General features: G+C 61.3%; 25 protein-coding genes, 1 other RNA gene and 2 pseudogenes. 10 read left to right on the top strand and 18 right to left on the bottom strand.

Features of this window, described 5'->3' with window-relative positions:
* Positions 1-35: 35 nt before the first annotated feature.
* Positions 36-833 (top strand): annotated as a pseudogene (locus ASB58_RS20545) (MCP four helix bundle domain-containing protein); the annotation flags it as partial.
* Between the two features lie 144 nt (positions 834-977).
* On the top strand, positions 978-1,691 hold the full coding sequence (locus ASB58_RS20550) for a methyl-accepting chemotaxis protein (protein WP_425221990.1): 714 nt from the start codon (positions 978-980) through the stop codon (positions 1,689-1,691).
* Between the two features lie 208 nt (positions 1,692-1,899).
* On the opposite strand, the gene ffs is transcribed toward ASB58_RS20550, so the two are convergent.
* From ffs to ASB58_RS09960, 5 genes and pseudogenes are all read right to left on the bottom strand, one after another.
* Positions 1,900-1,996, bottom strand: an RNA gene (gene ffs / locus ASB58_RS09945) — signal recognition particle sRNA small type.
* A gap of 81 nt (positions 1,997-2,077) precedes the next feature.
* On the bottom strand, positions 2,078-2,866 hold the full coding sequence (locus ASB58_RS20555; RefSeq protein ID WP_456239131.1) for a methyl-accepting chemotaxis protein: 789 nt from the start codon (positions 2,864-2,866) through the stop codon (positions 2,078-2,080).
* A 69-nt stretch (positions 2,867-2,935) separates the two neighbouring features.
* Positions 2,936-3,706, bottom strand: a pseudogene (locus ASB58_RS20560) (HAMP domain-containing protein); the annotation flags it as partial.
* A gap of 302 nt (positions 3,707-4,008) precedes the next feature.
* Complete coding sequence (locus tag ASB58_RS09955; protein ID WP_096004232.1) at positions 4,009-4,929, bottom strand: AEC family transporter; 921 nt, start codon at positions 4,927-4,929, stop codon at positions 4,009-4,011.
* An 8-nt stretch (positions 4,930-4,937) separates the two neighbouring features.
* Positions 4,938-5,588: a thiopurine S-methyltransferase gene (locus ASB58_RS09960; protein ID WP_118130376.1), complete on the bottom strand. Its 651-nt coding sequence runs from the start codon at positions 5,586-5,588 to the stop codon at positions 4,938-4,940.
* A 108-nt stretch (positions 5,589-5,696) separates the two neighbouring features.
* On the opposite strand from ASB58_RS09960, the gene ASB58_RS09965 reads away from it, so the two are divergent.
* The 4 genes from ASB58_RS09965 to ASB58_RS09980 all read left to right on the top strand — a co-directional run bounded on the left by ASB58_RS09965 (position 5,697) and on the right by ASB58_RS09980 (position 11,229).
* Entirely contained in the window at positions 5,697-7,439 is a 1,743-nt protein-coding gene (locus tag ASB58_RS09965; protein ID WP_096004234.1) for a potassium/proton antiporter, read from the top strand.
* A 99-nt stretch (positions 7,440-7,538) separates the two neighbouring features.
* Complete coding sequence (locus ASB58_RS09970; protein WP_118130378.1) at positions 7,539-9,911, top strand: heavy metal translocating P-type ATPase; 2,373 nt, start codon at positions 7,539-7,541, stop codon at positions 9,909-9,911.
* Positions 9,912-9,919: 8 nt separating this feature from the next.
* Positions 9,920-10,312, top strand: coding sequence for a Cu(I)-responsive transcriptional regulator (gene cueR, locus ASB58_RS09975; RefSeq protein WP_118130380.1), 393 nt, complete (start codon positions 9,920-9,922; stop codon positions 10,310-10,312).
* A gap of 8 nt (positions 10,313-10,320) precedes the next feature.
* Positions 10,321-11,229 carry a LysR family transcriptional regulator gene (locus tag ASB58_RS09980; protein WP_118130382.1) on the top strand — a complete coding sequence of 303 codons (909 nt, stop codon included), beginning with the start codon at positions 10,321-10,323 and terminating at the stop codon, positions 11,227-11,229.
* Here the strand turns inward: ASB58_RS09980 and flgL are convergent.
* The 13 genes from flgL to ASB58_RS10045 all read right to left on the bottom strand — a co-directional run bounded on the left by flgL (position 11,216) and on the right by ASB58_RS10045 (position 24,137).
* Positions 11,216-12,475 carry a flagellar hook-associated protein FlgL gene (flgL, locus tag ASB58_RS09985; RefSeq protein WP_118130384.1) on the bottom strand — a complete coding sequence of 420 codons (1,260 nt, stop codon included), beginning with the start codon at positions 12,473-12,475 and terminating at the stop codon, positions 11,216-11,218. The genes ASB58_RS09980 and flgL overlap by 14 nt on opposite strands.
* A 13-nt stretch (positions 12,476-12,488) precedes the next feature.
* Positions 12,489-14,462 (bottom strand): flagellar hook-associated protein FlgK, encoded by a 1,974-nt coding sequence (gene flgK / locus ASB58_RS09990; protein ID WP_118130386.1) that lies wholly within the window; start codon positions 14,460-14,462, stop codon positions 12,489-12,491.
* A gap of 2 nt (positions 14,463-14,464) precedes the next feature.
* Positions 14,465-15,529, bottom strand: coding sequence for a flagellar assembly peptidoglycan hydrolase FlgJ (gene flgJ / locus ASB58_RS09995; protein ID WP_118130388.1), 1,065 nt, complete (start codon positions 15,527-15,529; stop codon positions 14,465-14,467).
* A gap of 14 nt (positions 15,530-15,543) precedes the next feature.
* A complete protein-coding gene (locus tag ASB58_RS10000; protein WP_096004241.1) occupies positions 15,544-16,644 on the bottom strand; it encodes a flagellar basal body P-ring protein FlgI in 1,101 nt (366 codons plus the stop codon).
* Positions 16,645-16,657: 13 nt separating this feature from the next.
* Positions 16,658-17,335 (bottom strand): flagellar basal body L-ring protein FlgH, encoded by a 678-nt coding sequence (gene flgH, locus ASB58_RS10005; RefSeq protein WP_118130390.1) that lies wholly within the window; start codon positions 17,333-17,335, stop codon positions 16,658-16,660.
* A 15-nt stretch (positions 17,336-17,350) separates the two neighbouring features.
* Positions 17,351-18,136, bottom strand: coding sequence for a flagellar basal-body rod protein FlgG (gene flgG / locus ASB58_RS10010; protein WP_083726595.1), 786 nt, complete (start codon positions 18,134-18,136; stop codon positions 17,351-17,353).
* A gap of 42 nt (positions 18,137-18,178) precedes the next feature.
* A complete protein-coding gene (gene flgF / locus ASB58_RS10015) occupies positions 18,179-18,916 on the bottom strand; it encodes a flagellar basal-body rod protein FlgF (RefSeq protein WP_083726593.1) in 738 nt (245 codons plus the stop codon).
* 195 nt (positions 18,917-19,111) lie between these two features.
* Positions 19,112-20,509: a flagellar hook protein FlgE gene (locus tag ASB58_RS10020; RefSeq protein WP_096004243.1), complete on the bottom strand. Its 1,398-nt coding sequence runs from the start codon at positions 20,507-20,509 to the stop codon at positions 19,112-19,114.
* A 37-nt stretch (positions 20,510-20,546) separates the two neighbouring features.
* Positions 20,547-21,227, bottom strand: a complete 681-nt coding sequence (gene flgD / locus ASB58_RS10025; RefSeq protein WP_096004244.1) for a flagellar hook assembly protein FlgD — start codon at positions 21,225-21,227, stop codon at positions 20,547-20,549.
* A gap of 17 nt (positions 21,228-21,244) precedes the next feature.
* Positions 21,245-21,685, bottom strand: a complete 441-nt coding sequence (flgC, locus tag ASB58_RS10030) for a flagellar basal body rod protein FlgC (protein WP_118130392.1) — start codon at positions 21,683-21,685, stop codon at positions 21,245-21,247.
* A 2-nt stretch (positions 21,686-21,687) separates the two neighbouring features.
* On the bottom strand, positions 21,688-22,095 hold the full coding sequence (gene flgB, locus ASB58_RS10035; protein ID WP_083726585.1) for a flagellar basal body rod protein FlgB: 408 nt from the start codon (positions 22,093-22,095) through the stop codon (positions 21,688-21,690).
* A 233-nt stretch (positions 22,096-22,328) separates the two neighbouring features.
* Positions 22,329-23,156 (bottom strand): CheR family methyltransferase, encoded by an 828-nt coding sequence (locus tag ASB58_RS10040; RefSeq protein WP_096004246.1) that lies wholly within the window; start codon positions 23,154-23,156, stop codon positions 22,329-22,331.
* Positions 23,157-23,189: 33 nt separating this feature from the next.
* Positions 23,190-24,137, bottom strand: coding sequence for a chemotaxis protein CheV (locus ASB58_RS10045; RefSeq protein ID WP_096004331.1), 948 nt, complete (start codon positions 24,135-24,137; stop codon positions 23,190-23,192).
* A 108-nt stretch (positions 24,138-24,245) separates the two neighbouring features.
* On the opposite strand from ASB58_RS10045, the gene flgA reads away from it, so the two are divergent.
* The 4 genes from flgA to ASB58_RS10065 all read left to right on the top strand — a co-directional run bounded on the left by flgA (position 24,246) and on the right by ASB58_RS10065 (position 26,768).
* A complete protein-coding gene (gene flgA / locus ASB58_RS10050) occupies positions 24,246-24,956 on the top strand; it encodes a flagellar basal body P-ring formation chaperone FlgA (protein ID WP_096004247.1) in 711 nt (236 codons plus the stop codon).
* Positions 24,957-25,086: 130 nt separating this feature from the next.
* Complete coding sequence (gene flgM / locus ASB58_RS10055) at positions 25,087-25,413, top strand: flagellar biosynthesis anti-sigma factor FlgM (protein ID WP_118130394.1); 327 nt, start codon at positions 25,087-25,089, stop codon at positions 25,411-25,413.
* Positions 25,414-25,491: 78 nt separating this feature from the next.
* Entirely contained in the window at positions 25,492-25,950 is a 459-nt protein-coding gene (locus tag ASB58_RS10060; protein WP_096004249.1) for a flagellar protein FlgN, read from the top strand.
* 68 nt (positions 25,951-26,018) lie between these two features.
* Entirely contained in the window at positions 26,019-26,768 is a 750-nt protein-coding gene (locus ASB58_RS10065; RefSeq protein WP_118130396.1) for a flagellar brake protein, read from the top strand.
* The last annotated feature ends 12 nt before the right edge of the window (positions 26,769-26,780 follow it).

Raw genomic sequence — 26,780 nt, forward strand, 5'->3', positions numbered from 1 at the left:
ACAGTTTCCAGCATGCCAGAGGACGTACCAGCACGATGCCAGCCCTAACAAACCTCACGATCAAACTACGGCTTACCCTCCTGACCGCATCAGCTCTGCTACTGCTGATCATCCTGAGCATCATCTCGGTCAGTGCGATCAATCAGGCCGCACAATCACTGGATACGGTCTACCATGACCGCCTCATCCCGACCGGCCAGCTCGGACGCATCCAGCAGGAATTACAGAATGTCCGAGCCGAACTGCTGTTATCGTTTCAGCACGACCCCAACCAGCCGATGAGCAACAGCCACGACCACCCGGTCAATCGACACCTCGAGGAAGTCAACGGCTCACTCAAGCGTATCGACAGCGACTGGAAAGCGTACCTGGCGACGTACCTGACCCCGGAAGAAAAGCAACTTGCGGGCCAGGCCAGCCAGCAGTTGAGCACGCTGCTGAATCAGGGCGTCAACCCGACACTAACCGCTCTGCAGCGCCAGGATTACGCCAACGCAAACCGCGCCTTGCTGACATCGCTCCAGCCTGCAGCCAGCGCGCTGGACGGAACGCTGGAGCGCATGCTCGCCCTTCAAGTCACTATTGCCGAGCAGGAGTATCAAAAGGCGGAGCAGAGCTACTCCCGGACCCTGATGATCAACATCGCAACCACGCTGGTGGCACTGGCGGTATTGACGCTGCTCTCATGGAGCATCATTCACGGCATCAGCGCGGCCGTTACGAGGCTGGAGCAAGCCAGCACACGTCTGGCCGAAGGTGATCTGACCGCTCGCACGGGTGACCAGAGCAACGATGAGCTGGGCCGCATCAGCCAGGCATTCGACCGCATGGCCGGGCGTTTTCAGCAAACCATCAATCAGGTCGCAGGCTCCAGCAACCAACTCGCGGCGGCGGCCGAGGAAACGTCGGCCATCAGCGTGCAGACAGGCGACGGCGTGCGTCAGCAGCAGCACGAAGTGGAACAGGTGGCGACCGCCATGCACGAAATGACCACCACAGTGCAGGACGTTGCCCGCAACGCCGCCGACGCCGCCGAGTCGTCGCGCCAGGCAGACCAGGAAGCACAGCAGGGCCGGCTGCTAGCCACCCGTACCATCGACGCGATCCAGTCCCTGGCCGAGGAAGTCGAGCGCGCCGCCCAGGTCATTCAGCGGCTGGAACAGGACAGTGACAACATCAGTAGCGTCCTGACGGTTATTCAGGGCGTTGCCGAGCAGACCAACCTGCTGGCACTGAATGCGGCCATTGAGGCGGCGCGAGCCGGCGAGCAGGGGCGCGGTTTTGCGGTAGTGGCCGATGAGGTGCGCGCACTGGCCTCACGCACTCAGCAGTCCACCACTGAAATCCAGTCCATGATCAGCCGCCTGCAGGAAGGCACTGGAGAGGCGGTGAGCGTCATGCAGATCAGCCGCGACAAAGCGCAGCAAGGCGTAGAGGCGGTCGGCCTGGCCAGCGATCGTCTGCTGGCGATCACCGACGCGGTTACCCGCATCAACGACGTGAATGCACAAATCGCCTCCGCGGCAGAAGAGCAGTCTTCGGTTGCCGAGGAAATCAACCGCAATATCACCAACGTCAGTGACATCGGCAAACAGACCCGCACAGCATCGCAGCAGAGCGCGGCCACCAGCGAGGAGCTAGCGCGTCTGGCCAGCGATCTGCAGCAGCTGATCAGCCGCTTCAAGGTTTAAGGTTCCACTGCGGTGCCGGGCTGAATAGACGGCACCGCAGCGAGCACGCCAACCCCAGGTTCTGGCCACCGGGGCATCCCGCCGACGCACACTCACCTGCAGACAGACCTGAAGATTGCCACGCGAAACACAGGCACGCGAAAGAAAACTGCCAAAACGGCAGACAGAGCGAGAAGGAGAACAAAGCGGGGGTGGGAGATTGGAGGCGGCCCCGCAGCCACACCCCGGCACACGATATGACCGCTGCGGCTGCTCCCTTCCGGGCCTGACCGGGTTCACGGCTGATCATTGCGAGGGGACCGACGGGGCCACCATAGCGACCTGAGTGCTGACTGCTCTCAGGCCGCGCTATTGTAACGGCTTATGCTCAAGTTACAACCCGAATATCAGGTTTTGAAGCGACCGACCTGCGCCTGCAGGGTTGAGGCGAGGCGAGCCAGCGCGTTGCTCGCATCGCGGCTTTCCTGAGAGGATTGAGCCGCCTGGTTCGACAGGTCGCGAATACCGCTGATGTTACGGGCGATGTCTTCGGTGGTCTGGCTTTGCTCTTCACAGGCAGCAGCGATTTGCGCCGCCATGTCGTTGATGCGCATCACCGAGGCTGACGTCTCGTTGAGCGAGGTTTCGGTTGCTCCCGCCTTCTCGACACTCTGCCCCGCCAGCTCCGCCCCACGCTGCATGACCGCAACCGCCTGACCGGTACCGGATTGCAGTTTCTGAATCATCTGCTGAATGTCTCGGGTCGAATCCTGGGTACGAGCAGCCAGTGCGCGCACCTCATCGGCCACTACTGCAAAGCCGCGCCCCTGCTCGCCGGCACGCGCCGCCTCAATGGCCGCATTCAGTGCCAGCAGGTTGGTCTGCTCGGCGATGCCTTCAATGACACTGAGCACACCGCCGATCTTGTCTGTGTCCTGCTCCAGGTTGTTGATCACGCCAGCGGCCTCTTCCACGTCTGCAGCGAGGCGTCGCAGGTCATTCATGGTCGCGGACACCACATCAGAAGCAGCGTGGCCTTGACGATCGGCTTCGCGGGCGGCGTCGGCAGTGCTATGGGCGTTATCTGCCACCTCATGGATCGCTGCGCTCATCTCGGTCGCTGCGGTGCTGACCTGATCAACCGCCATGTACTGCTCATTGACCAGTTTTTCCTGGCCGCTGGCAATGGCGCTCATTTCCTCGGCTGCCGAGGCAACCTGGAGCGTGGATTCGGCAACCTGGCGAATCAGCGTCTGCAGCTGCTCGAGAAAGGCGTTGAACGCGCGACTGAGCTCGCCTAGCTCATCGTTGGAATGCACCGCCACACGCTGGGTCAGATCACCCTCGCCATCGGCGATATCACGAATCCGCTGCAGTAGCTCCCGCAGCGGATTAGTAATCAGGCCGGGGAAAAATGCAATCATCAGCAAGCAAACAACAGCACCGATGACCAGCACCACCGAAACTCGAGTGTGGCTTGCTGCGACATCCTCTGCAGCTTCAAGCGCCTCCGCTTCAGCCTGCTCGTTGACCCGCTCGGTCATGCTATTGATCATTTCCCGTGCACGAGTGAACTGTTCGTAGCCCTGGCCGTAGCTGATATCACGGGCCCTGTCTGCATTACCAGATCGAGCTAGGCGAACGTTCTCGAGCGAGGTGGCTTTCCAGACAGCAAATGCCTTGGCGAATTCATCCGCCAGAGCACGCCCTTCCGGCGTTTTGGTAGCAGCAGCGTAACGTGCTATGCGGTCGCTGGCCTGCTGCATGTTATCGGTGAGTTCGGCATCCAGCCCGCTCGAGGACACGCCTTCGATAATGGCCCGCTCGGCAGCCAGGGCCTGATACATGTCACGGTCGGCTTCAAGCACTACCGAGCTGCGTGGCAACAGGTCGGTCGAGACGCGCACCAGGCGCGACTCCACCTTGGAGACAGCCCAAAATGCAGACAACCCCAGAGCAGCAAACAGTGCGGCCAGAATCAGAATGGGAAGGGTTAGTTTCCAGCGGAAGCTCATATCTCGGATCAGGCTAGGCATAACGGTTATCACTCTTGTAGCAGACGCAGGCAGAAAAGGCCGCAGCGGGCCGGTTATTCCCTGAAACAGGCTCGATAGGACTCCGCCTTATCGACAGCAGCCGGGCGTAACCCTTCGCCCCGGGAAACCGTAACGACATCATGTTTCCCTTACACGACACTGACCCACCCTTGTTTCAGTAGCTTGGCCAGCGCTCCTCAATCCCATAATCAAATTATCGGCCAAGGCTCCCCGGGCATTAGCTGTTTTGCGTCAATTTTTTCTCTATTTGGAGTCTAGTCGCAAAAAAGCGCCAACGCCGCTCAAACAAAGATCCAGGAAATCATCAGCGGGATATACACCAGCGCCACCAGCGTGCTGAGCAGCGCTGTGCCAGCGACCTGCCGTGGATGGGTGTCCAGCAGCGTCGCGATCACCACGGTATTGGCGGCAATGGGAGTAATGGAGATCAGCAGAATCGCTTGGTAGACATCCTGTCCGTACAGCTGGGTCACGTGGCTATCGAACCAGCACAGTGCCAAGGCCATCAGCGGCCAGCTGACAAACTTGCCCAGCAACGCCAGCCCGGTAAAGCGCAAGTCACCGGCCAGCCCCTGAAAGCTGAGAATACTCATGCCGATGATCATCATGCCAAAGACGCTGTAAGCACCGCGCAGATTGTCAAACAGCGGTACGAATGCCTCAGGGATCGACAGACCGCTGCTGTTGAGCAACACAGCCAGAAAAAAAGCGTATAGCGACGGCAAGCGCGCGACTTTCAGCAGGCAATCACGAATACCGAAGCGCCCGCGGGCAGCCAGATAGAACCCAACCGAGGTTTCAAATAACGTGGTGCCCAGCATGCAGACGATGTAGATCGACAACCCCTGCTCACCAAACAGCAACAAGGCCACCGGTATGCCGAAATAACCGGTGTTGCCGGTGCCAACGGCGAGCGGAATCATGTTGGCGCCGGACTGCGGAAACCACCGTCTCGCGATCAGCAGGTGCAGCCAGCCCAGCAGGCTGCAGACGCCGAAAGTGAGAAAGGGCAAGGCGATGACTTCAGCGGACAGGGGCGCGCGCATCACACCGGCAAAGACCACCGACGGCGTGACGATATACATCATGATGCCGGCGATATGCCGCCCACTGGCCTCCAGATAGCGTCCGGCCAACCAGCCAAGACCCACCGTGACGTAGAGCGGCAGCAGTTTATACAGCAGGGCAAGAGCAGCCAGCATCTGACGCCTCAGGCAGAAATGAGATAAACCCGTTCAACCAGCGCCTGAATACCCTGGCTGGCAAAAACCGCGTGATCGGCCAGTACATCCTGCTCGTCCAGCAGCTCGATCGAGCAACCTGCGTAGAGTCGTCGTACCTCTTCGTCTGGCACGCTGAAGGGCGGACCCGGGCGCTGCTCCTGAGGATAGTCCAAAGTTACCAGCAGCATCTTCCAGCCGCCCGGCAACAGCTGCCGCAGATGGGCCACGTAGCGCTCGCGCATGGCCGGCGGCAACGCGATCAACGCAGCGCGGTCGTACACTGCCGCCACCTCGGCCACGTGCTCGGGCTGCAGGCCAAAGTAATCACCACACAACAGACTGAAACCACTGCCGCTAGCCACCTCAAAGCTGCCCTGCTGGGTCCACTGCAACGCCAGCTCATGTTCCTCGCCAAAGGCCTCGAGTGCACTGCGCGCCAGCTCGACGCCAAGCACCTGGTGCCCCTGAGCGCGCAGCCAGATCAGATCAAGCGACTTGCCGCACAAGGGCACCAGGACCGACTCTGCCCCGCCAAGGGCCAGGCGCGGCCACCACTGCTGTAACAGCGGGTTGGTTGCCGCCTTGTGAAAGCCTATTTCCCCGCGCTGCCACCGCTCTTGCCAGAATGCTGCGTCCATACTGTCCTCACTACGCACAATGCATTGACTATACAGTAATTTTTTTACTGCACCGGGACAGAGGCGATATAGTGGAGCCGTTCGTACCACCCGCCATCGAGTTGCCCCATGGACTACATCAACACCCTATTCCTGATAGGTGCAGTGCTGCTCTGCTTCAGCGTCCTGGCCAGCTCGCTGTCCTCGCGCCTGGGCATTCCACTGCTGTTGATCTTTTTGGTCATCGGCATGCTCGCGGGTGTCGACGGCATCGGGCGTATTCAGTTTGAGGATGCCAACAGCGCCTTCCTCATAGGCAGCCTGGCGCTCGCCATCATCCTGCTCGATGGCGGTATGCGTACCCGCGTGGAAAACTTCCGGGTCGGCCTCTGGCCGGCCATGTCGCTGGCCAGCCTGGGCGTTCTGATCAGTGCCGCACTGACCGGCGCGCTGACCGCGTGGATGCTCGAACTGCATTGGCTGCAGGGGCTGCTACTGGGAGCCATCGTCGGTTCGACCGATGCGGCGGCGGTATTCTCACTGCTGCAGGGCAAGGGGCTGAACCTCAAACAGCGCGTTGGCGCGACGCTGGAGATCGAATCCGGGTCCAACGACCCGATGGCGATTTTCCTGACCATCACGCTGGTTGAAATGCTCGCCAACGGGCAGACCAGCTTCAGCTGGTCCTTTGCCCTGCTGCTGATCGAGCAGTTTGGCATCGGCGCCCTGTGCGGCCTGGCGGGTGGCTTCGGTCTGGTCTGGCTGGTCAACCGGGTCACCCTGCCCGCCGGCCTGTACCCGCTGCTGATCACCAGCGGCGCCATCATGGTCTTTGCCGCCACCAACAAGATCGGCGGCAGCGGTTTTCTGGCGATCTATCTGACCGGCCTGATTCTGGGCAATAAACGCGTGCGCAACCTGCAGAACATTCTGCAGGTGCAGGATGGAATGGCCTGGCTTAGCCAGATCGGCATGTTCCTGATGCTCGGCCTGCTGGTCACCCCCAGTGAGATGGTCATCATCGCCGTGCCAGCAATCGTGATCGCGCTCTTCCTGATTCTGGTTGCGCGCCCCATCGCCGTGCTGATCTGCCTGGCACCCTTTGTATTCTCCTGGCGGGAGCGGATGTTTATCGCTTGGGTCGGTTTACGCGGCGCCGTGCCCATCATTCTGGCGATCTTTCCGCTGCTGGCCGGCCTGGAACAGGCACAGCTGCTGTTCAACCTGGCCTTCGTCGTGGTGCTGGTATCGTTGCTGTTGCAGGGCTCATCCCTGCCGTTGGCAGCGCGGCTGTGCAAGGTAGAGATTCCCCCCCAGCCCGAACCATTGCAACGCACCAGCCTGGACACCGCCATCGAGGGCGACTTTGAGCTGTTGATCTACCAACTGGACAACGCCAACTGGTGCGTCGGTGTCGCCCTGCGGGATCTGAAGATGCCGGACGACACGCGTATCGCGGCCGTGTTTCGTGGTAACCGCCTGCTGCACCCCACCGGCAGCACGCAGCTGGCACTCGACGATGTGCTCTGCGTCGTCGGCCGGCCGCGCGATCTGCCCGCCCTGTCCAAGCTGTTCAGCAAGGCGCAGCCACCACGCCGACTGGAAAGCCGCAGCTTCTTTGGTGACTTTATTCTCGAAGGTGACGCAACGCTCGGTGAGGTTGGCAAGTTTTACGGCTTTGCCGTACCCGAAGACATGCGCGACCAGACCCTGGCGGCTTTCTTCAGCCGACAGTTCGGCGGCCACCCCGTGGTCGGCGACCAGATCGAGTGGGAAGGTCACACCTGGGTCGTGGCCGCCATGGACAATGACTGGATCCTCAAGGTGGGCCTCAAGCTCGGCAACGGTGGCGGCCCGGTCCTGGGATTCTAGGGCAGCACGGCCCCATCGCACCGGCCCGCGCCTCACGCTTGACCTTCACATGATGTCAGGGTTCATGCTGCAATGGAGTTAACAGCGCAGGAGCAGGTCATGTCGGAGATTACATTGCAGCTTGGCGGTATGAGCTGTGCCGGATGCGTCAGCCGGGTTGAGCGAGCCCTTGCTGGCGTCGACGGCATCCAACGGGTGGCAGTCAACCTGGCGGCGCAAACCGCCCGCATGGATGTACAGACCAACAGCCAGCTATTGGCCGTTGAGCAGGCACTACAGCAGGCGGGCTACCCCGCCGAACAGCAGACCCGCCAGATACAGATTGGCAACCTGACCTGCGCCAGCTGCGTGGGCCGTGCCGAGGCTGCCCTGGGCACGGTGCCGGGTGTGCTCGATGCCCAGGTCAATCTGGCCAGCCAGCAAGCCCGTGTGCGGATGCTGCAAGGTACGGATCAGGACGCCCTGCTGCGCGCGCTGCGTCAGGCGGGTTATCCCGGACAGTGGGTGGATACCGACGCCCCCGCCGCCGAGGCGGGGCCGGACCTGGCCAAACAACGGCGACGTGTGATCATCGCCGCCCTGCTCAGCGCGCCCATGCTGCTCAGCATGCTCCCTGCCCTGCTGGGCGCCGGCCACTGGATGCTGCCAGGCTGGCTGCAGCTGATTCTGGCGAGCATCGTGCAGTTTGTCTTCGGCGCCACCTTCTACCGTGGCGCGTGGCATGCCCTGCGTAACCGCACAGCCAATATGGACCTGTTGGTGGTGTTGGGCACCAGCGCCGGTTGGACGCTGAGCACCTGGAACCTGCTTACCCAGTCGCCTGGCACCGAGCTGCACCTGTACTACGAGGCCTCTGCGGTCATCGTCACCTTCATCCTGCTGGGCAAATACCTGGAAAACCGCGCAAAAGGGCAAACCCTGGAGGCGATACGTGCCCTCACCGCCCTGCGCCCTGATACGGCCCGGCTACGCGATGCCGAGGGCGAACGCGATGTCCCCCTCAGTCAGGTGCTGCCGGGCGACCAACTGGTCGTGCGCGCCGGCGAACGCATTCCGGTGGACGCCGAGATTGTCGAGGGCGACAGCCATATCGACGAATCCATGCTCACCGGCGAGAGCCTGCCGGTCAGTCGCGGCCCCGGCCAGGCCGTGCGTGCCGGCAGCCTGAACCAGGACGGCGTATTGCTGCTCAACACCACCGGCGTCGGTCAGGACACCCTGCTGGCGCAGATAGTGCGCATGGTCGAAAACGCGCAAAGCTCCAAGGCGCCCATCCAGCGCCTGGTCGATCGCGTCGCGGCGGTATTCGTCCCGGTGGTGATTGCCATCGCGCTGATGACCTGGGTGCTCGGCAGTTTCTTCATCGGCCCGCAGGCGGCGCTGCTCAACGCCATTGCCGTGCTGGTCATTGCCTGTCCCTGCGCCCTGGGGCTCGCCACGCCGACCGCCATCATGGTCGGCACCGGGGTAGCCGCACGCCACGGCATTCTGATTCGCGACGCCGAAGCGCTTGAGCGCGCCCGCCTGGTCAACGCCGTGATCTTTGACAAAACCGGCACCCTGACCCGTGGCAAACCCGCGCTGACCCGCGTCGAGCCTCTGAACGGGCATAGCGCCGAAGACGTACTGCGCGTGGCCCTGGCCCTGCAACAACAGGCCGAGCATCCGCTGGCCCGCGCTCTGTGCGACTACGCCGCCGAACAGGGTATCGAGGCAGCGCCCGCCGACAACCTGCAGGTGCTCGCCGGTCGCGGCGCCCAGGGTTTGGTTGACGGCCAGAGCGCCTGGCTGGGCAGCGCCCGCCTGCTCGAAGAGCAACACCTGGATCTAACGCCCTGGCAGCAACAGGCCGCCGAGCTGCAGGCTGACGGAGCAAGCCTGTCCTGGCTTGCCCGGGGCGATCAGGTACTGGGGCTGCTGAGCTTTGCCGACAGCCTGAAAGACAATGCCCGCGCTACCATAGACCGTCTGCAGGCGCAGCACATCGAGTCCCTGCTGATCAGCGGTGACAGCCAGAGCGCCGCCGAGCACATCGGCCGCCTGCTGGGACTCGACCAGGTCCGCGGCAGCGTGCTGCCAGCCGACAAGGTCAGTGAAGTGCAGCGCCTGCAGCAACAGGGCAAGGTTGTGGCAATGATCGGCGACGGCATCAACGACGCACCTGCGCTGAGCAGCGCCGATGTCGGCATGGCCATGTCGACCGGCACCGATGTCGCCATGCACAGCGCCGGCATCACCCTGATGCGCGGTGACCCGGCCCTGGTACCCATGGCGCTGGCGCTGTCACGCCGCACCGGCGACAAGATTCGTCAGAACCTGTTCTGGGCTTTCGTGTACAACTGCCTGGGCATCCCGCTGGCCGCCTTTGGCCTGCTCAACCCGATGATCGCCGGTGCCATGATGGCAGCCAGCAGTGTCTGCGTGGTCAGCAATGCGCTGCTGCTCAAGCGCTGGCAACCGGAGGAGGCATGAATAGAAGTATGAATATCAGCCAGGCCGCCACGGCCAGTGGCCTCAGTCCGCGGATGATTCGGCACTATGAAAAAATCGGTCTGCTGCCAGCGCCGCCGCGCAGTGATGGCGGCTATCGTCAGTACGGCGATAGCGACCTGCACACCCTGGGCTTTATCCAGCGGGCGCGGCGCCTCGGCTTCAGCATGGAGCAAATCGCCCGACTACTTCAGCTGTGGCAGGACCGCTCGCGCTCCAGCGCCGAGGTTAAAGCGCTGGCCGGCGAGCATCTGAAGGAGCTGGAGGCGCGTATCGCCGACCTGCAGGCCATGCACGCCAGTCTGGCGCAATTAGCCGATTGCTGTCAGGGTGACCACCGCCCGGACTGTCCGATCATCAACTCGCTGGCCAGCCCTTGCTGAGACGCCCCATGGAACTGAAATCCTTACGCCACTTTGTTGCCCTGGTCGAGCATCAGGGCTTTGCCCGCGCCGGCGAAGCGATCGGCCTGAGCCAACCAGCGCTGAGCCGCAGCATCCAGACACTGGAGCAGCGCCTCGGCTGCGACCTGATCAACCGCGGCGGCAAGGGGGTCGAGCTGACGCCGCAAGGTCAACTGGTGCTAGAGCATGCCCAGCGACTGCTCGCTGGTAGCACGGCGTTGCGCAATGCCCTGCGCCAATTCAACGACCTGGAGGCCGGTGAGCTGCTCATGGGCGCCGGTCCCTTTCCGGCAGCAGGCCTGCTGCCGCGTGTGCTGGGCCAATTCAACCGCCGCTACCCGGGCGTGCGGGTCCATATGGAAGTGCAGCACTGGGTGGCGCTGCGCAATCAACTGCTGGCGGAGCAGCTGGAGCTGTTCGTTGCGGATATTCGCGAACTGGAAGGCGACCCGCTGCTGGAGGTAACGCCGCTGCAACAGGCCCCCAGCCGGCTGTTCTGCCGGGCAGGCCACCCGCTGGCCGGGCGCACGGGTCTGACGCCCGAACTGCTGGCCGCCTATCCGCTGGCGAGCTTTCGCGTCCCGGAGTTGATTCTGCAAGGTCTGCGCTACACCCTGCCGCGCCCGGAGCCGCTGATCAGCCTGGAGTGTGACAATCTGGACGTGCTCAAGCGCGTGGTACGCCACAGCGACGCCCTGAGCATTGCCGGTCTGGACATCCTGCACGATGAGCTAAGCGCCGGAACCCTGACGCTGCTGGACTGGCCAGAGCTGCTGCCCGGCACCAGCTTTGGCCTGGTGACCCGTCGTCAGCGCCCGCTATCGCCCGCTGCGTCAGCCTTTATCGAGATGCTGCGCGCCGAGAGCCAGGCGCCGCAGCCCGTTACAGCAGATTGAACAAACTCAGGCCGCTGACCCGGACAAAGCTCTGCTGCGACGCCTCCAGCACCACCGACTGCAGACTCAGCCGGCTGAGCGCCTCGGCGTAGTCCAGATCCTCCAGCTCGGAGGTGACGGAGGTATTGATCAGCGAGACTTCCTCGTTTTCGGTCAGGGTCGACTCGATGACGTTCATGCGCGCACCGATGGTGGTCTGCACGCCCAGCACCTTGTTCATGGCGTTGTCGAGATTTTCCAGGCTGACGGCAACCACATCTCGCCGAACCAGTTTGTCCTCGGTGCTGCTGGTGCCGTCCTCCAGGGTGCTGCCCAGCAGTGCGACGGTTTCCAGCACGCTGCGGGTTTCCCGGTTGGTGCTGCCCGGCGTGCTGTCACCGGTGCTGATACTGAAGCTGTCACCGGCGGCAAAGTCACCATCCAGCGTCACCGCCACGCCCGCGTAGCGAACGGTGTATCCGCCCTCGTCATTTTCTTCCAGCTGACCGGTCACCGGGGGCGTCAACGGGTTTCCGCCACTATCGACAACTTCATAGCTGTCAGCAGTCGCGCCAATCACGATGCTGACACTGCCCTGGGGGTAAAAGGTGGTGTCGTAGGCGCTTTTGTTCTCGACCACGCCCAACGAAATGCGTCCGCTACCGGTATTGCCGGCATCGGCTTCGGTATTGACGCGGTTGACGTTGGCCACATTGACAAACAGGTCCTTGCCGTTGTCATTGATAGCCACGTACTTGGAACCGGCAATCTGAATCGAGCGTTGCCCCTCGTCGCCCTGGTAGCTGTAGCTGCCATCGGGGTTTTTGACGAAAGGCTGCTCGCTGCTCTGATAACCGCCAAACAAATACTCGCCACGGGCATTGCGGCTGTTGAACAGGTTGTACAACTCCTCTTCACGCTGCTCCAGCTCGGTCGCCAGGGCCTGACGGTCAGCGTCGCTCTTGGAGCCGTCCCCCGCCTCGATAGCGATTTCGCGAACGCGCTGCAAGACATTGTTGACCGAATTGAGGATGGCCTCCTCCTGAGTCAGGCTGTTGTTGGCCGCCGTCATGTTGGTGCTGAACTGCTCCAGACGGTTGGACTCCTGATTCAGCTGCAACAGGCGCACAGTCGCCACCGGGTCATCCGCCGGGGTCAGGATGCGCTTGCCCGAGCTGATCTGCTCCTGGGTGCGGGTGGCATTGCTGTAGTTGTCCTGAATGCCGCGCACACCGCTGTTGAACTGCTGGATGGTTGAGATACGCATGGGTCGTTACCCGTTATCTGACGCTGTTGATCAGCGTATCAAAAATGGTCCGGGCCACCTGAATCACCTGGGCCGAGGCGTTGTAGTACTGCTCAAAGCGGATGAGGTTGGCCGCTTCTTCGTCAAGGTTGACCGCCGACACCGAGTCACGGTTGTTGGTCGCCTGGGTCAGTACCGAGGCACTGGATGCCGAGTTGGTACGCGCCTGGGCCGTGTAGGTCGCCACTCGCTGGACCAGGTCGCCATAGCCGTCGACAAAGGAAAAGCCTTCAGCGCCGTTGGCCTGCCCCAGCACCTGAGCGGTCTGCAAGTCCGACATCACCAGGGCGTTGCGGTTGTCCGCGACCCCGGTATTGAACTCCAGGTTGAAGCTGTCGCCGTCCTTCGGTGTGCCGGTCATGGCCATGCTGAAGGTGTAACCGCCGACGGTGACCTCAACGCTGTTGGTCTGGCCCGGCGTAATCACCAGTGGCGAGGGGTTCAAGGTCGCCGTACCGCCGGTCACCTGCAGCTCACCACTGGCCTCGTCGTAGCTCAGCTCGATGGGCAGCAGCCCCTCCAGGGCTGCCGGATCAATGGGTGAAGGGCCGGCACTCAAGCTCGGCTGACTCAGGGTACCGGTGCCGCGATTATCCAGGCTGGCGTCAACCGAGCCCGGTGCGGCAAAAGCCAACTCCTGCGGCTCCTGCATCACCACGCCCATCTCGGCAGCAGCGTGACGGGTCGGGGTCAGCAGAAAACGGTCACCGGCAGCGATACCGCCGCCACCCAATTCGATGGTGAAGCCATCCAGTTCCGGCGGCGGCACGCTACTCAGATCATAAGGCCCGCTGACGCTGTCATCCGAGGTGCGGCGCACGGTAAATTCGGTAGCAGTGGTAAACACCACTTCATAATCCGAGGTGCTCAGCTGCGAGGTATCACTGATCAGCACGTCGAGCTTGGCGTTCGGATCGCTATTGTTGACGCGCGCCCGACTGCGCCCGTCTACCAGCTCAGCGCTGTTGATGTCGTTGAACAGCGAAGCGCCAGCATTGCCGTTAAGGTCTAGCCCCTGTCCCTGCTGCTGGTTGAATTCGCTGGCGATCGACAGCGCCAGGCGGCCAATGGCGTTGAGCGCCGGATCCAGCACATCATCGCGGTATTTGATCAGGCCACCCAGCTCACCGCCGCTGATCAGTCCGGTGACGTCCTGCGATGCGTTGCCGGCCTTGAGCACCACGTCTACCCGCGACGGATCGCCAGCACCGGGCCGCACTGCCAGCGTGGAGGCTTCGTTACCGACCACCAGCGGCTGCCCCGAGCCGATAAAGATGTTCAGGACATTGTCGTCCTGCTGTACCACGGTCACACCGATCAGCTCGCTCAACTCGCGCACGGCTTCGTCCCGGGCGTCGAGCAGGTCATTGGGCTGGGCACCGTTGGCGGCCGCTACTGCGATGCTGTCGTTGTAGCTGGCGATGGAGGTGGCAAGACGGCTGGCCTGATCGGCCAGCGTGCTCATCTGCTGACCGATAAACTGATTCTGCGTGGTCAGGCTGGTCTGTACGGTATTGAAGCGCGAAGCGAGTCCTTCGGCCTCGGACAAAAACAGCTGCCGCGCCGGCAGGTTGGCCGGGTCTTCGATAGCCGTCTGCAGCGCGTCAAAGTAGCTTTGCAGACCGGGGGTGATGCCGGTTGCGCTGCTGGAAACCAGGGTGTTGAGCTGTTCCAGCTGAGACTGGAACGCCTGCACCTCTGCATTGGTTGAGGTCGCCGTCCTGACCTGGTTGGTCAAAAACTGGTTATAGATGCGCTCGACATCGACCACCTTGCTGCCGTTACCCAGGTAGCCGGCACCACTGAAGCTGGGAGTCTGAGCAACCTGCAGCGCCGTTTGCCGCGTATAGCCGGCGGTGTTGACGTTGGTGATGTTCTGACCGGTGACCGACAGCTGGGTCTGGGCTGTCTTCAGGCCGCTGAGGCCGATACCGAATAGATTTGCCATGCTCAGGCCCTGCCGCCGTTATCTGAAGTGGTATCAGCGCTGGCAACACGGCTATCGCTGCTGCCAATCAGCTGACGGGCGATCTGCGACACCTTGCGTGCGTACTGCGGGTCGGTCGCGTAACCAGCGCTCTGCAGCTCACGGAAGAAGGTATCCGGGTTGTCGGTGCTGCTCAGCGCCTTGCTGTAGCGCCCGTTGGTTTCCAGAAAGCTCACATAATCCTCAAAGCTCTGCTCCCAGGAGCTGTAACTGCGAAAGTCCGCCCGCTCGCGGGTGCTGACGCCGTTGCGAAATTCAGTAGTAGCCACGTTGGCACTCTCGCCCTGCCAGCCGCCATGGGCCTTGATACCAAACAGGTTGTGGCTGGAGCTGCCGTCAGACTGACGAATGACCGACTTGCCCCAGCCGGTTTCCAGCGCGGCCTGAGCGACCAGATAATGCGGGTCGACCCCCAGGCGTGCGGCGGCCTTCTCGGCCATCGGCAGCATGGTCTCGACAAACTCCTGGCTATTGGCAAAGCGGGTGCGCTGCGCCACCTCGCCGGTTACGGCGGCTGCGGTCGATGCTCTGCGACGCATGGCCTCAATACCGCGCAGCGGCTGCCAGTCATTGCTCTGGTTGCTGCTGGTGCTGGCTTCGGCGCGATCCAGTCGCTCGGCCCAGGCACTGTAATCGGAAGCAATCTGCAGGCGCCGGCGCGCCAACAGCGCGGACTGGTCCACCGCTGGCGCAGCGGCGCCCGCGTCAGCGGCGGTGCCGCCGGCCTCGGCCTTGGGCGAAAGCTGGCGCATAAGTGCGTCGCTCAACCCCAGACCCGGACCCTCTGACAGATGCACGGCCATCTGGTTGTCGTACATTTCCTGATAGAACTTGGTCTGCGGGGTATTCAGCGGGTTACCTTCGGCAAACACGGCGTTGGCATCACGCATGCTCTTGATCATCATGTTGACGAACAGCGACTCGAACTGCTGCGCAACCTTGCGCACGTTCTCCGGGCTGTTGGCGTCGCTGCCAGCCTTGAGCTGGCTGACGCTGTTGATGTCGGTGTAGCTGGTGCTGATGCTCATGGCGTGCTCCCCGGTCAGATGATGACCAGATCGGCATTCAGGGCGCCGGCCTGCTTAAGGGCTTCAAGAATGGCCATCAGGTCGCCCGGCGCAGCGCCGACCTGGTTGACCGCACGGACGATTTCATCCAGCGAAACACCCGGATTGAATACGAACATGCGGCTGTCGCCTTCCTCGATATTGATCTGTGAACTCGGTGAAATGACCGTCTGCCCACCAGACAACACTCCGCCAGGCTGGCTGACCTGCGGGTTTTCACTGATGGTCACGGTCAGGCCGCCGTGGGTCACGGCTGCCGGCTGCACGCGCACATCCTGACCGATGACGATGGTGCCGGTGCGCGAATTGATGATCACCTTGGCAGCAGCGTTGCCCTGCTCCACCGTCAGGTTCTCCACCATCGCCAGATAGTCGACACGTTGGTTGGGATCGATCGGCGCACGCACACGCACCGAGCCGCCATCCAGCGCCTGGGCAACGCCTGGACCGAAGGTTTCGTTGATCCGATCGACCACCCGTTTGGCAGTAGTGAAGTCAGGGCGGTTGAGATTGAAAATCAGGTGATCACCAGAGGCGAACGGGCTGGATACCGCACGCTCCACTGTCGCGCCGTTGGGAATACGCCCGGCGCTCGGAATGTTCACCGTAATGCGCGAGCCATCCGCGCCTTCGGCACCAAAGCCACCCACTACCAGGTTGCCCTGGGCGATGGCGTAGACCTGCCCGTCGATCCCCTTGAGCGGGGTCATCAGCAGCGAGCCGCCGCGCAGACTCTTGGAGTTACCGATTGACGACACGGTGACATCGATGGTCTGGCCAGGCCGGGAAAACGGCGGCAGGTCAGCGTGGATAGCCACCGCGGCGACGTTTTTCATCTGAATGCGGGTCCCTTCCGGCACGGTGATGCCAAACTGGGTCAGCATGTTCTCGAAGGTCTGCACGGTAAACGGGGTCTGGCTGGTCTGGTCGCCCGAGCCGTCCAGCCCCACCACCAGGCCGTAACCGATCAACTGGTTGCTGCGCACGCCGGCAATGCTGGCGATGTCCTTCAGACGATCAGCCAGCGCCAGCGGACTGGCAAGGCAAAGACAGAGGCAGATAATCAGGCTGCGCATGGCAGTACTCCTGTCAGAACGGCCACATGGGGCTGAGGAAGAACTGACTCAGCCAGCCGGGCTGGTTGGCATCGGCAAAAGCGCCCTTGCCGGAATAGGTGATGCGTGCATCGGCCACACGGGTCGACAGCACAGTGTTGTCCGGCCCGATATCGTCAGTGCGCACCAGACCACTGATGCGAATCAGCTCGTCACCCTGGTTAAGGGTGATCCACTTCTCGCCGCGAATCGCCAGAATGCCGTTGGGCAGCACCTCGGCCACAGTGACCGTGATGGAACCCGACAGGCTGTTGCTCTGATTGGCATCGGAGCTGCCTTCAAAGGCACGCTGACCCGACATGCTGACGCCCAGGTCCAGCCCCTTGAAACCGACGGCATTGCCGAGAATGGTGGGGTTGGCGATGGTGGTCGAGCTGTCCTTGTCGATCTCGTTTTCCGCCTTCTTCTGCGCTGCTGTGCGTTCGGTCAGGGTGATGGTAATGATGTCACCGACCCGGTGTGCCTTGCGGTCGTTGTAGAGGCTCATTTCAAAGCCGGGCTGATAGATCGCGCCGTTGTTCAGTTCCTGTGGCAACGGCGTGCGCGGCAACACCGGCGCATACGCCGGGTCGTCACGCATCGGCGGCGCCTGCATGCAGCCAATCAGGCTGAGCGGCACCAGCAGCATCAACACCTTAGCCAAACGGATCATGATTCCAAGCTCCCGTCAGAGGTTCTGACTGATGTACTGCAGCATCTGATCTGCGGTGGAAATGACCTTGGAGTTCATCTCGTAGGCGCGCTGGGTGGTGATCATGTTGACCAGCTCCTCCACGACGCTGACGTTGGAATTCTCCAGGGTGTTCTGCAACACCGTACCCAGGCCGTTCTGACCGGGGTTGCCGGCCTGCGGCGCACCGCTGGATGCGGTCTCGAGGAACAGGTTGTTGCCAATCGACTGCAGGCCCGCCGGGTTGATGAAGTCGGCAGTCTGTATGTTGCCGATCTGCTGCGCGGCCGGATTGCCGAAGGTAGTGATGCTGACCGTGCCGTCTTCCCCCACGGTGAAGGTCTGCACGTCGTCGGGCAGCACAATGCCGGGCTCCAGCGGAAAGCCGTTGGAGGTCACGATCTGACCATCGGCATCCAGATGGAAGCTGCCGTCACGGGTGTAACCGATACCGCCGTCGGGCATCAGAATCTGAAAGAAGCCGCGCCCGTTGACCGCCATGTCGAGCGGCTGCTCGGTAGTCTGCAGCGTGCCCTCGGTAAAGATCTTCTGGGTGCCGACCACGCGTACCCCGGTACCCAGCTGAAGGCCTGAAGGCAGCTGCGTATCCTGAGTGCTCTGACCACCGGGCTGACGCTTGATCTGATACAGCAGATCTTCAAACTCGGCACGATCACGCTTGAAGCCGGTCGTCGAGACGTTGGCCAGGTTGTTGGAAATGGTCGTCAACATGGTGTCCTGGGCGGACAGACCTGTCTTGCTGACCCAAAGAGCTGAAAGCATCACCTTTCTCCTCGCGCGCCGAGTAATTGACGCGCAGTAGCATTAACTCATCTGCAGAATGCGGTCGGTAACCTGCGCGTTCTCGTCGGCGGTTCGCATCATCTTGATATGCAGTTCGAACTGGCGGGCCAGCGACAGCATGGCGGTCATCTCTTCCACCGCATTGACGTTGCTGCCCTCCAGAAAACCGGTTGCCACCTGCACCGCGCCATCGGCCAGCTCCTCGCCCGCCTGGGTGTGCATCAGGCCATCCTCGCCCTTCTCCAGTGCCGCTGCTGGCGGGTTGACCAACTTGATGCGATCAACCTCGGCCATCACCGCCGGGCCTTCGCCCAGCGCACGGATACTGATGGTGCCGTCCGAGCCGATCTCAATCTTCTCGGCCGGCGGAATCGCAATCGGCCCGCCGTTGCCCAGCACGGGCAAACCGCCGCTGGTACGCAAGATGCCGAAAGCGTCAATATTCAGGCTACCCGCCCGGGTGTAGGCTTCAGAGCCATCCGGTGCCTGCACTGCGATCCAGCCTTCGCCCTGCACGGCCACGTCGAGTTCACGTCCGGTCTCGATCATGGTGCCGGAGGACAGGTCCGTGCCGGGGCGCTCTGTCATTGCGTAGGCGCGGGTGGCGTAGCCGTCACCAAAGACCGGCATGGAGCGCGCCTGCTCAAAGTCACGGCGAAAACCGGTGGTGGTCAGGTTGGCCAGGTTGTTGGCGTGCGAGCGCTGCGCCAACGCGTTCTGACTGGCCCCCGTCATGGAGATGTACAAGGATTTGTCCATGCCCTGCTCCGCTTCGTTTGCGCGACAAGGATTTGCCGCTTTTGCTTGCTTAGGGAGTATCAAGCAGAGATCATGCCAACCCTTGAAAATAGTATTTTGTTGTTTATTTTCAGCAGGTTATAAAAAACAAAAGCGGCAATGCCGGCAAATCCTTTTGCCGGCATTGCCGCCCTGTTGGCGTTATCGCCTGCGCGCTTAGCGCAGGTTGATGATCGCCTGGGTCACCGCATCTTCGGTCTGAATGGTCTTGGCGTTGGCCTGGTAGTTACGCTGCGCCACGATCAGGTTGATCAGCTGTTCGGAAATATCCACGTTGGACTCTTCCAGCGCACCGGACTGAATGCCGCCCAGGGTACCTGTGGTCGGCGCGCCGATCACCGGCTCCCCCGACGCCGAGGACTGAGCCCAAGCGGTATTACCCAGCGGCGTCAGCCCCTGCTGGTTGGCAAAGGTTGCCAATACCACCTGACCCTGGACGCGAGTCTGGCCATTGGTGTAGCGGGCCACCAGCAGGCCAGCATCGTCAATTTCCAGGCCAGCCAGCTCACCGGTGGTGAAACCGTCCTGGCTGACCGCAGTCACCGCAAAACTGGAGGCATATTGCGACGAACCAGTCAGGTTGATGGTCAGGTTGTTGACCGGGGAATCAGCCCCCGTGGGCTGACCTTCGCTATCCAGCGGCACCCAGCCGGTCAGGGTAAAGGGCTGGTTGGTAGTCAGCTCACCAACGCTGTTGAAGTCGACGTCATAGCGCGTGGTGGTGGTTGGGTCAAAGGCAGGATCAGATGCCTCGACACCACTTTGCACATCCCGACCATCGATCAGCACATACATGTCCCAGCTATTGGCGTCGTTCTTGACGAAGTACTTGGTCATGACATGGGAATTACCCAGGCTGTCGTAAATGGTGACCGAAGTAGAGCTGTTGTAGGTGGCCGAGTTGGTCGGATCAAAGGTGGTTGCCGCCGCTGCCTGACCCGCTGCCTCGGCAGTGGCAATCTCGGCCGCCGTCGGGTTGGCCGGATCCGCCGCCGTGGCGATGGACGCCGCATACGCCGCGTCATACTGCTGGGTCCAGACGGTCGGACGAGTTTGAGTGGAGTTCAGGTTCAGCGTCGACACGACACCGGTGGTGGCATTCGGATCAGCCGAGCGGGTGTCGACGCGCAGGTCGGTCTGCACCCCCTGATTGATCTGACCGGTCACCGCGTTAACCGCAAACCCCTGCAGACGCTCACCGGCATTGTTGACGATGTTGCCGTCGCTATCAGTACCAAAATAGCCGGCACGGGTGTAGCTGATCGCGCCGTTGTTACTGGTCACAAAGAAGCCGTTACCGTTGATAGCCAGGTCCAGGCTGTTCTCGGTAAAGCTGATGTTGCCCTGATTGAACAGTTGCGCCGCGTTCGCCAGCGCCACACCGCTGCCGGTGGCATTGCTGCCGGAACCGAGCACCGACGCGGCGTACACATCAGCAAACTCGGCGCGCGAGCTTTTGAAGCCGACGGTGCCGGCGTTGGCAATGTTGTTACCAGTGATATTCAGATCGGATGCTGCCGCCCGGATACCACTCAAGCCGATATTGAAAGCCATGGTTTTATCTCCTCACCTACAGTATGTCGGACGACACTTATTTGATTGCGTAGACGTTGGACAGGCTGATGCTGCCAAGGCCCGCCACGTTCAACAGCATTTCACCACTACCACCAGCACCCAGCGAGACACTGTCGACATTGGCTGGCAACAGGGTGGCCATCTGGGTGTTCTTGCCATCAATCGACGCCATGGCCTCGACGGTGTAGATACCGGGCTCGGCCAGGTTGCCGCTGGCGTCGGTACCATCCCAGGTAAAGTCATGCATGCCCGCTTCCTGGCTACCCAGGTTGATGGTTTTCACCAGGCTGCCCGCATCGTCATAAATGTTGACGAACACATTGGTGCTGTTCTTCTGCAGCGCCAGCTGACCTTCCAGCCCCGCCTCGGTATCCACCACCGCCTGATCGGCCGGCACAATCACCGTGCGACCAACCAGGGACGATGCCTGCAACGCCTGCGATGACTGGTAGCCGCTGAGCAGCGACTCCATCGAGGTGTTCAGATTGCCAATGCCCTCCACCGTGCTGAACTGGGCCAGCTGAGCGATAAACTCGCCGTTTTCCTGCGGCGAAAGCGGATCCTGATTATTCATCTGCGCCACCAGCAGCTCCAGAAACTGATCCTTGCCCAACTCATCCCCGGTCGCGAACCGGTCGGAGTCGATCTGATACTGGTCCAGCGCGCTGGCACCGGTTGCAACATTGCTAATGCTCATGGTCTATTTTTCTCCGCTCACTGACCCAGCGTCAGAACGCGCTGCAGCATGGTTTTGGCGGTATTCATGACTTCCACGTTGGTCTGATAGGACCGCGACGCCGACATCATGTTGGCCATCTCCTCGACTACATTCACATTCGGGTAATACACATAGCCGTCTTCATTGGCCATCGGATGGTCCGGTTCATAACGCGGCTCCAGCGTGGCATCGGACTCGACAATGCCGAGCACCGACACGCCGTCGCCTGCCTGCTGATCCGGGCTGAACAGCGAGCCACCGGTGGCCTGCTGACTGTTGAAAATGGTGGCGAACACCGGGTTGCGCGCGCGGTAGGTCTCATCAACGCTACTGGAGACGGTCTCGGCGTTGGCGATGTTGCTGGCCACTGTGTTCAGGCGCAGCGACTGCGCGCTCATGCCTGACCCGGCGATATCAAATACCTTGTCGAGGGACATGCTTACTCTCCCTTGATGGCTGTCATCAGCCCTTTGAACTTGCTGTTGAGGAAGGTGAAGCTGGCCTGGAAGTCGATGGCGTTCTGGGTGTAGGCGGCCTTCTCGACCTCCGAGTCCACCGTATTGCCATCCACCGCCGGCTGCAGCGCGTTGCGATAACGCAGCCCTGCGACCTGGTCGATCAAGCCATCGATGGCAATGTGCTGGGCATCGGTACGCGCCATCGGCAGCGAGCCGCTTTCACCTTCGCCCTGCTGCGCTGCCAGCGCGGCGGCAAAGTCGAGGTCTCGCGCCTTGTAATTCGGGGTTTCGGCGTTGGCAATGTTGTTGGCCAGCACTTCTGCCCGCTGACCGCGAAAACGCAGCGCCTGCTCGTGTATGCCCAACGCATTGTCAAAGTTGATACTCATCGCACCCATCCTCGTTTCGGCCAACTGACCAAAAGCTGTCACTGGGCATGACAAAGCAATCGCCGTGCCAAATATAAAATCATCTATTTTTCAAAGAGATAGAAAACAGCGCGCCAGAAAAGCGGCAAAGGCTTACCGGCAAACGGCAATAGCACCGGCAGGCCGGCAACAGGAGCGGCAAGCGGCAAGGAGGGAAAACAAGGAAGGGGAAGCGGATAACCACAAGGCGCGAATCAACGCGCCTTATAGACGATCCCCGGGCTGCACTGCACCATCTGGTACAGCTCGGGCAGGCCGTTCAGAGCCTCGGAGGCGCCGAGCATCAAGTAGCCGCCTGGTTTGAGTGTGGCGTGAATGCGGCGCAGGATGTCCTTCTTCACGTCTGCCGAAAAGTAGATCAGCACATTGCGGCAAAACACAAAGTCGAACTTGCCGAGCATGGAGTAGCTATCCAGCAGATTCATCGCGCGAAACTCAACCCGGTTGCGAATCGGCGTCTTGACGGTCCAGCGGCCAGGGCCGTTTTGGTCAAAATAGCGATTCAGTCGTTCGGGCGACAGCCCCCGGGCTACCGACAGGCTATCGTACTCGGCACTCTTGGCTGCATTCAATATGCCGCCAGACAGGTCGGTTGCGACAATCTGCGCGCCGCCGCGCAGCTGCCCCAGATTAGCCCGTTCAAACTCGTCAATGGCCATGCTGAGCGAGTACGGCTCCTGCCCGGAGGAACAGGCCGCCGACCAAATGCGCAGGCGCTGCCCTGGCGATTGCTTGATGAACTCGGGAATGAGCCGCGTCTTGAGCACTTCAAAAGGATACACATCGCGAAACCACAGGGTTTCGTTGGTGGTCATTGCATCGATCACCGATTCACGCAACCCGCCCCGCGGCTGCGCCTGAATACGCTTGACCAGTTCGCCGAGGTTGGCAATGCCTTCCTGTTCCAGCAGGCGGTTCAAGCGGCTGGAGACCAGATACTGCTTGTTGTCGCCCAGCACAATGCCACAGGCCTTTTCCAGAAAGTCCCGAAACAGCTGAAAATCCTGATTCGCCAAAGTCACGAAGTCTGCCTTGTAGTTGTTGAGTTCAAGCTGTCAGCCTTCACCAGCACCGCCTTCACGCAGCAGGTGCAGACGAGCGATGACACGCTGGGCCAGGTCATCCGGTTTGAATTTGGCAAGAAAATCGTCCGCCCCCACCTTTTTCACCATCGCCTGGTTGAACACCCCGGACAGCGAGGTGTGCAGCATGATGTGCAGACGATTGAGGCGCGGATCGTTACGCACCTCGGCGGTCAGCGTGTAACCGTCCATCTCGGGCATTTCGATGTCGGAGATCATCATCAGCAAGCTCTGACTCACATCCTCCCCTTCATCGGCCCGGGCCTTGAGCCAGTCCAGCGCCTGCCGACCATCGTTGAGCGCCACAATTTCGACACCCACCTCCTGCAGACAGCGCGTCACCTGCTTGCGCGCAATGGAGGAGTCGTCAACGATCAGCACCCGCCGGGCCACAGCCTCAGCCTGGGTATCAGCGTCCACCACACCGGCAGAGACATTTTCGTTGGTCGGCACCACCTCGGCCAGCACCTTCTCCACATCGATGATCTCAACCATCTGATTGTCGACCCGGGTGACGGCGGTCAGATAGTGCTCGCGGCCGGTGCCCTTTGGCGGCGGATGGATTTCAGACCAGTTCATGTTGACGATGCGCTCGACCGAACGCACCAGAAAACCCTGCACCTTGTAGTTATACTCGGTGATGATCACAAAGGCGGTATCCAGATTATCCAGCCCCGGGCCACCGGTCGCACGATTGAGGTCAAGGATCGGCAAGGTGCCTCCGCGGATGTGAGCGACCCCCCGCACCACCGGGTGCAGTTTGGGCATGGCCGTCAGACGCGGGCACTGCAATACTTCCTTGACCTTGAAAACGTTGATGCCATACAGCTGATTGCCCGCCAGGCGAAACAGCAGCAGTTCGAGTCGGTTCTGCCCAACCAGCTGCGTCCGCTGATTGACTGAATCCATCACACCAGCCATGGGCTGCTCCTCATCGTCAACACGGTGATGCGGCATGTTTCCTGCAGGACCTGCCTGCAAGCGACAGCAATCCGACACGCACCACACATCAGGAATGTAGGTAATTGTATGCGTTTTATCACTGGGTGCGCGGCATTGGCGATCTTTTTTTCCGCCAGCCTCCACGCAAACCCGCTCATCGATCAGCTTATCGGCGCCACCCGCGACTTTCTTGAACAGCAAGTACAAGAACATGTCGCCAGTAGCGGCCTGCAAGCGCGTCATGAGATACAGCTTAGTCGCTTGGATCACCGTTTGCGTCTGCCGCTGTGTAATGACGACGCGCTCAGTGCAAGCCTTGAAAGCCCCGCCACACCGGTCGGTCGCGTCACCGTGCGCGTGAGCTGCACTGCGCCCTCCCCCTGGCGGCTGTTTGTGCCGGCCCAGGTCAGCCTGTTTCAACCGGTGGTAGTCAGTACCCGCCCACTGTCACGCGGCTCCGTGGTTGGCGCCGACGATGTACACCTGGCCGAACGTGACACCGGCCTGCTGGGCAGCAATTACCTGCTTGACCCGGCCCAGGCCATTGGCATGCAACTCAAGCGCAATGTCTCGGCCGACAGCGTGTTGAGCTATACCCAGCTTGAGAACAACCGCATTGTGCGGCGTGGCGACAAGGTAGTGATCAGCGCCGGCAACAGCAGCGTGTCGGTAAAAATGCCGGGAGAAGCGTTGGAGGACGGTACCCAGGGAGAGCAGATTCGCGTGCGCAATAGCCGTTCGAACCGGGTCATCCGCGCGCGCGTCACGGGGCCCGGCCAAGTTGAGGCCGGCATGTGATGCACCGACAAAACGGGTATACTCGGGCCCTTCAGGGCTGTGATCGTCGTCACACAAATTTTCCCTAAAGTTTTCCTTTGCGCTGCCGTTACAGCGGTTAGAGAAGATTTAACAGCTTGAGGAATTTATCATGGTCATCGACTTCAACTCGCCCAACGGAGCCAATGGTGTCGGCCGTAACAGCCAAGCCAGCAGTGCCACCGCCAAGCGCGAAGCCGGCGCCGTAACCGATCGCACTACCGATACTGCAGCGCAACAGGCAGAAAAGAACGACGCTCCTTCCTCGGTCAACCTGAGCGCCCAGGCGCAGCAACTGCAGGCGATCGAAGAGAAGCTCCGCGACCTGCCTGAGGTCGACAGCGAGCGCGTCAGCCAACTGCGCCAATCCATTGCCGATGGCAGCTACAAACCGGACAGCAGCCGCATTGCCGACAAGCTGCTGAACCTGGAAGGCTGACAGCCAGTAGTCACCGCGCCCTCCGTGCCTGTATTCTTGGCTGCAGCATCTAATTAACGCGCAGCCAGGAGGCAGGTCATGCACCCCTTGCACCCGCACTTTCAGCAAGCCGAACAAGACTGCCAGGCCTATCTGGCGCTGCTTGACCAGGAGCGTGACGCCCTGACCGGTCAGGATATCGGCAACCTGGAACAGATTCTTGACGCCAAACGCCCCTACGCCGAGCAATTGGTCCGTCATGACCAGCAGATTAAATCCTACTGCCAGCAGCACCAGCTGCAGCTGGGCGACCTGGCTGACCACATCACCGCTCAGCACGACGCCGCCCTCTCCGCGGCCTATCAGGCGTTCCTCCAGGCGCTGACCGCGTGCCAGCAGGCCAACGACCGCAACGCCCGCCTGGTCCGCCACAGTCAGCACGCAACCCGTTCACTGCTGGACCTGCTGCGCAACCAAGGCGAACCCAGTGCTGGCGTATATGACCAGCTGGGCAACGCCAGCCGCAGCGGCCAGACGCGCGACCTCACCAAAGCCTGATCACACATGCCAAGGTGCCAGCACGCTGTGTATAGTTATCAAAATATTGCAAAAACTGAGTAGCAGACGTGTCCAACCTATTCTCACAAGAAGCTGGCCCACAGCCGCCCCGCGAAATCCGAGCCCAGGTCGAAATCATGGCGTTGCTCAAGACGCTAATGCAAAGCCGCGACCCGCTGACCATCACCTTTACCGACCGCAGCCAGAAGTTTCAGAGCTTTATCGTCAAGCTTGATACCGATCAGGCCGAGCTGTGGATCGATGAAATGATCCCCCGAGAGGGCGACAGATACGCCAGCCAGGGCGAATCCTTCCGCATCGACGCCTGGCATGAGGGTATTCACATGCGCTGGCATTGCCCCGGCGCCACCCAGGTGCAACTGGAAGATGCCCCGGCGTACGCCACCGGCGTACCAGACGAGATGCACTACCATCAGAAACGCGGTGCCTTTCGGGCGAGCGTCCGGCGCACAGCCGATATCGCCATCGAGCTGGCACATCCAGAGCGCCAGCGGCGTTTTACCGCCTACCTGATGGACCTGTCAGCTACCGGCTGCAAGGTGCGCCTGGAGGGGGATCTGAGCCGCTCCCTGACAGCTGGCGAGCTGTATACACCCGCCATCCTCAACCTGCCCGATGCCGGGCGAGTGGAAGTAGCCGCCGAAGTGCGCCATGTGCATTTTCGAGAGGAAGCCAACGAGACCCACGTCGGCCTGATGTTCAAGCAACCCAGCGCGCTGGCGCAGCGCAGCATTGATCGCTTCGTCAACTACCTGCAGCGCGAGGCCCGTCGTCTGGAGAAGGAAGACCTGTTCTAGGGTCTCTAAACG

Source organism: Pseudomonas abyssi (genome assembly GCF_003444685.1).
In the GTDB taxonomy this organism is placed as follows: domain Bacteria; phylum Pseudomonadota; class Gammaproteobacteria; order Pseudomonadales; family Pseudomonadaceae; genus Halopseudomonas; species Halopseudomonas abyssi.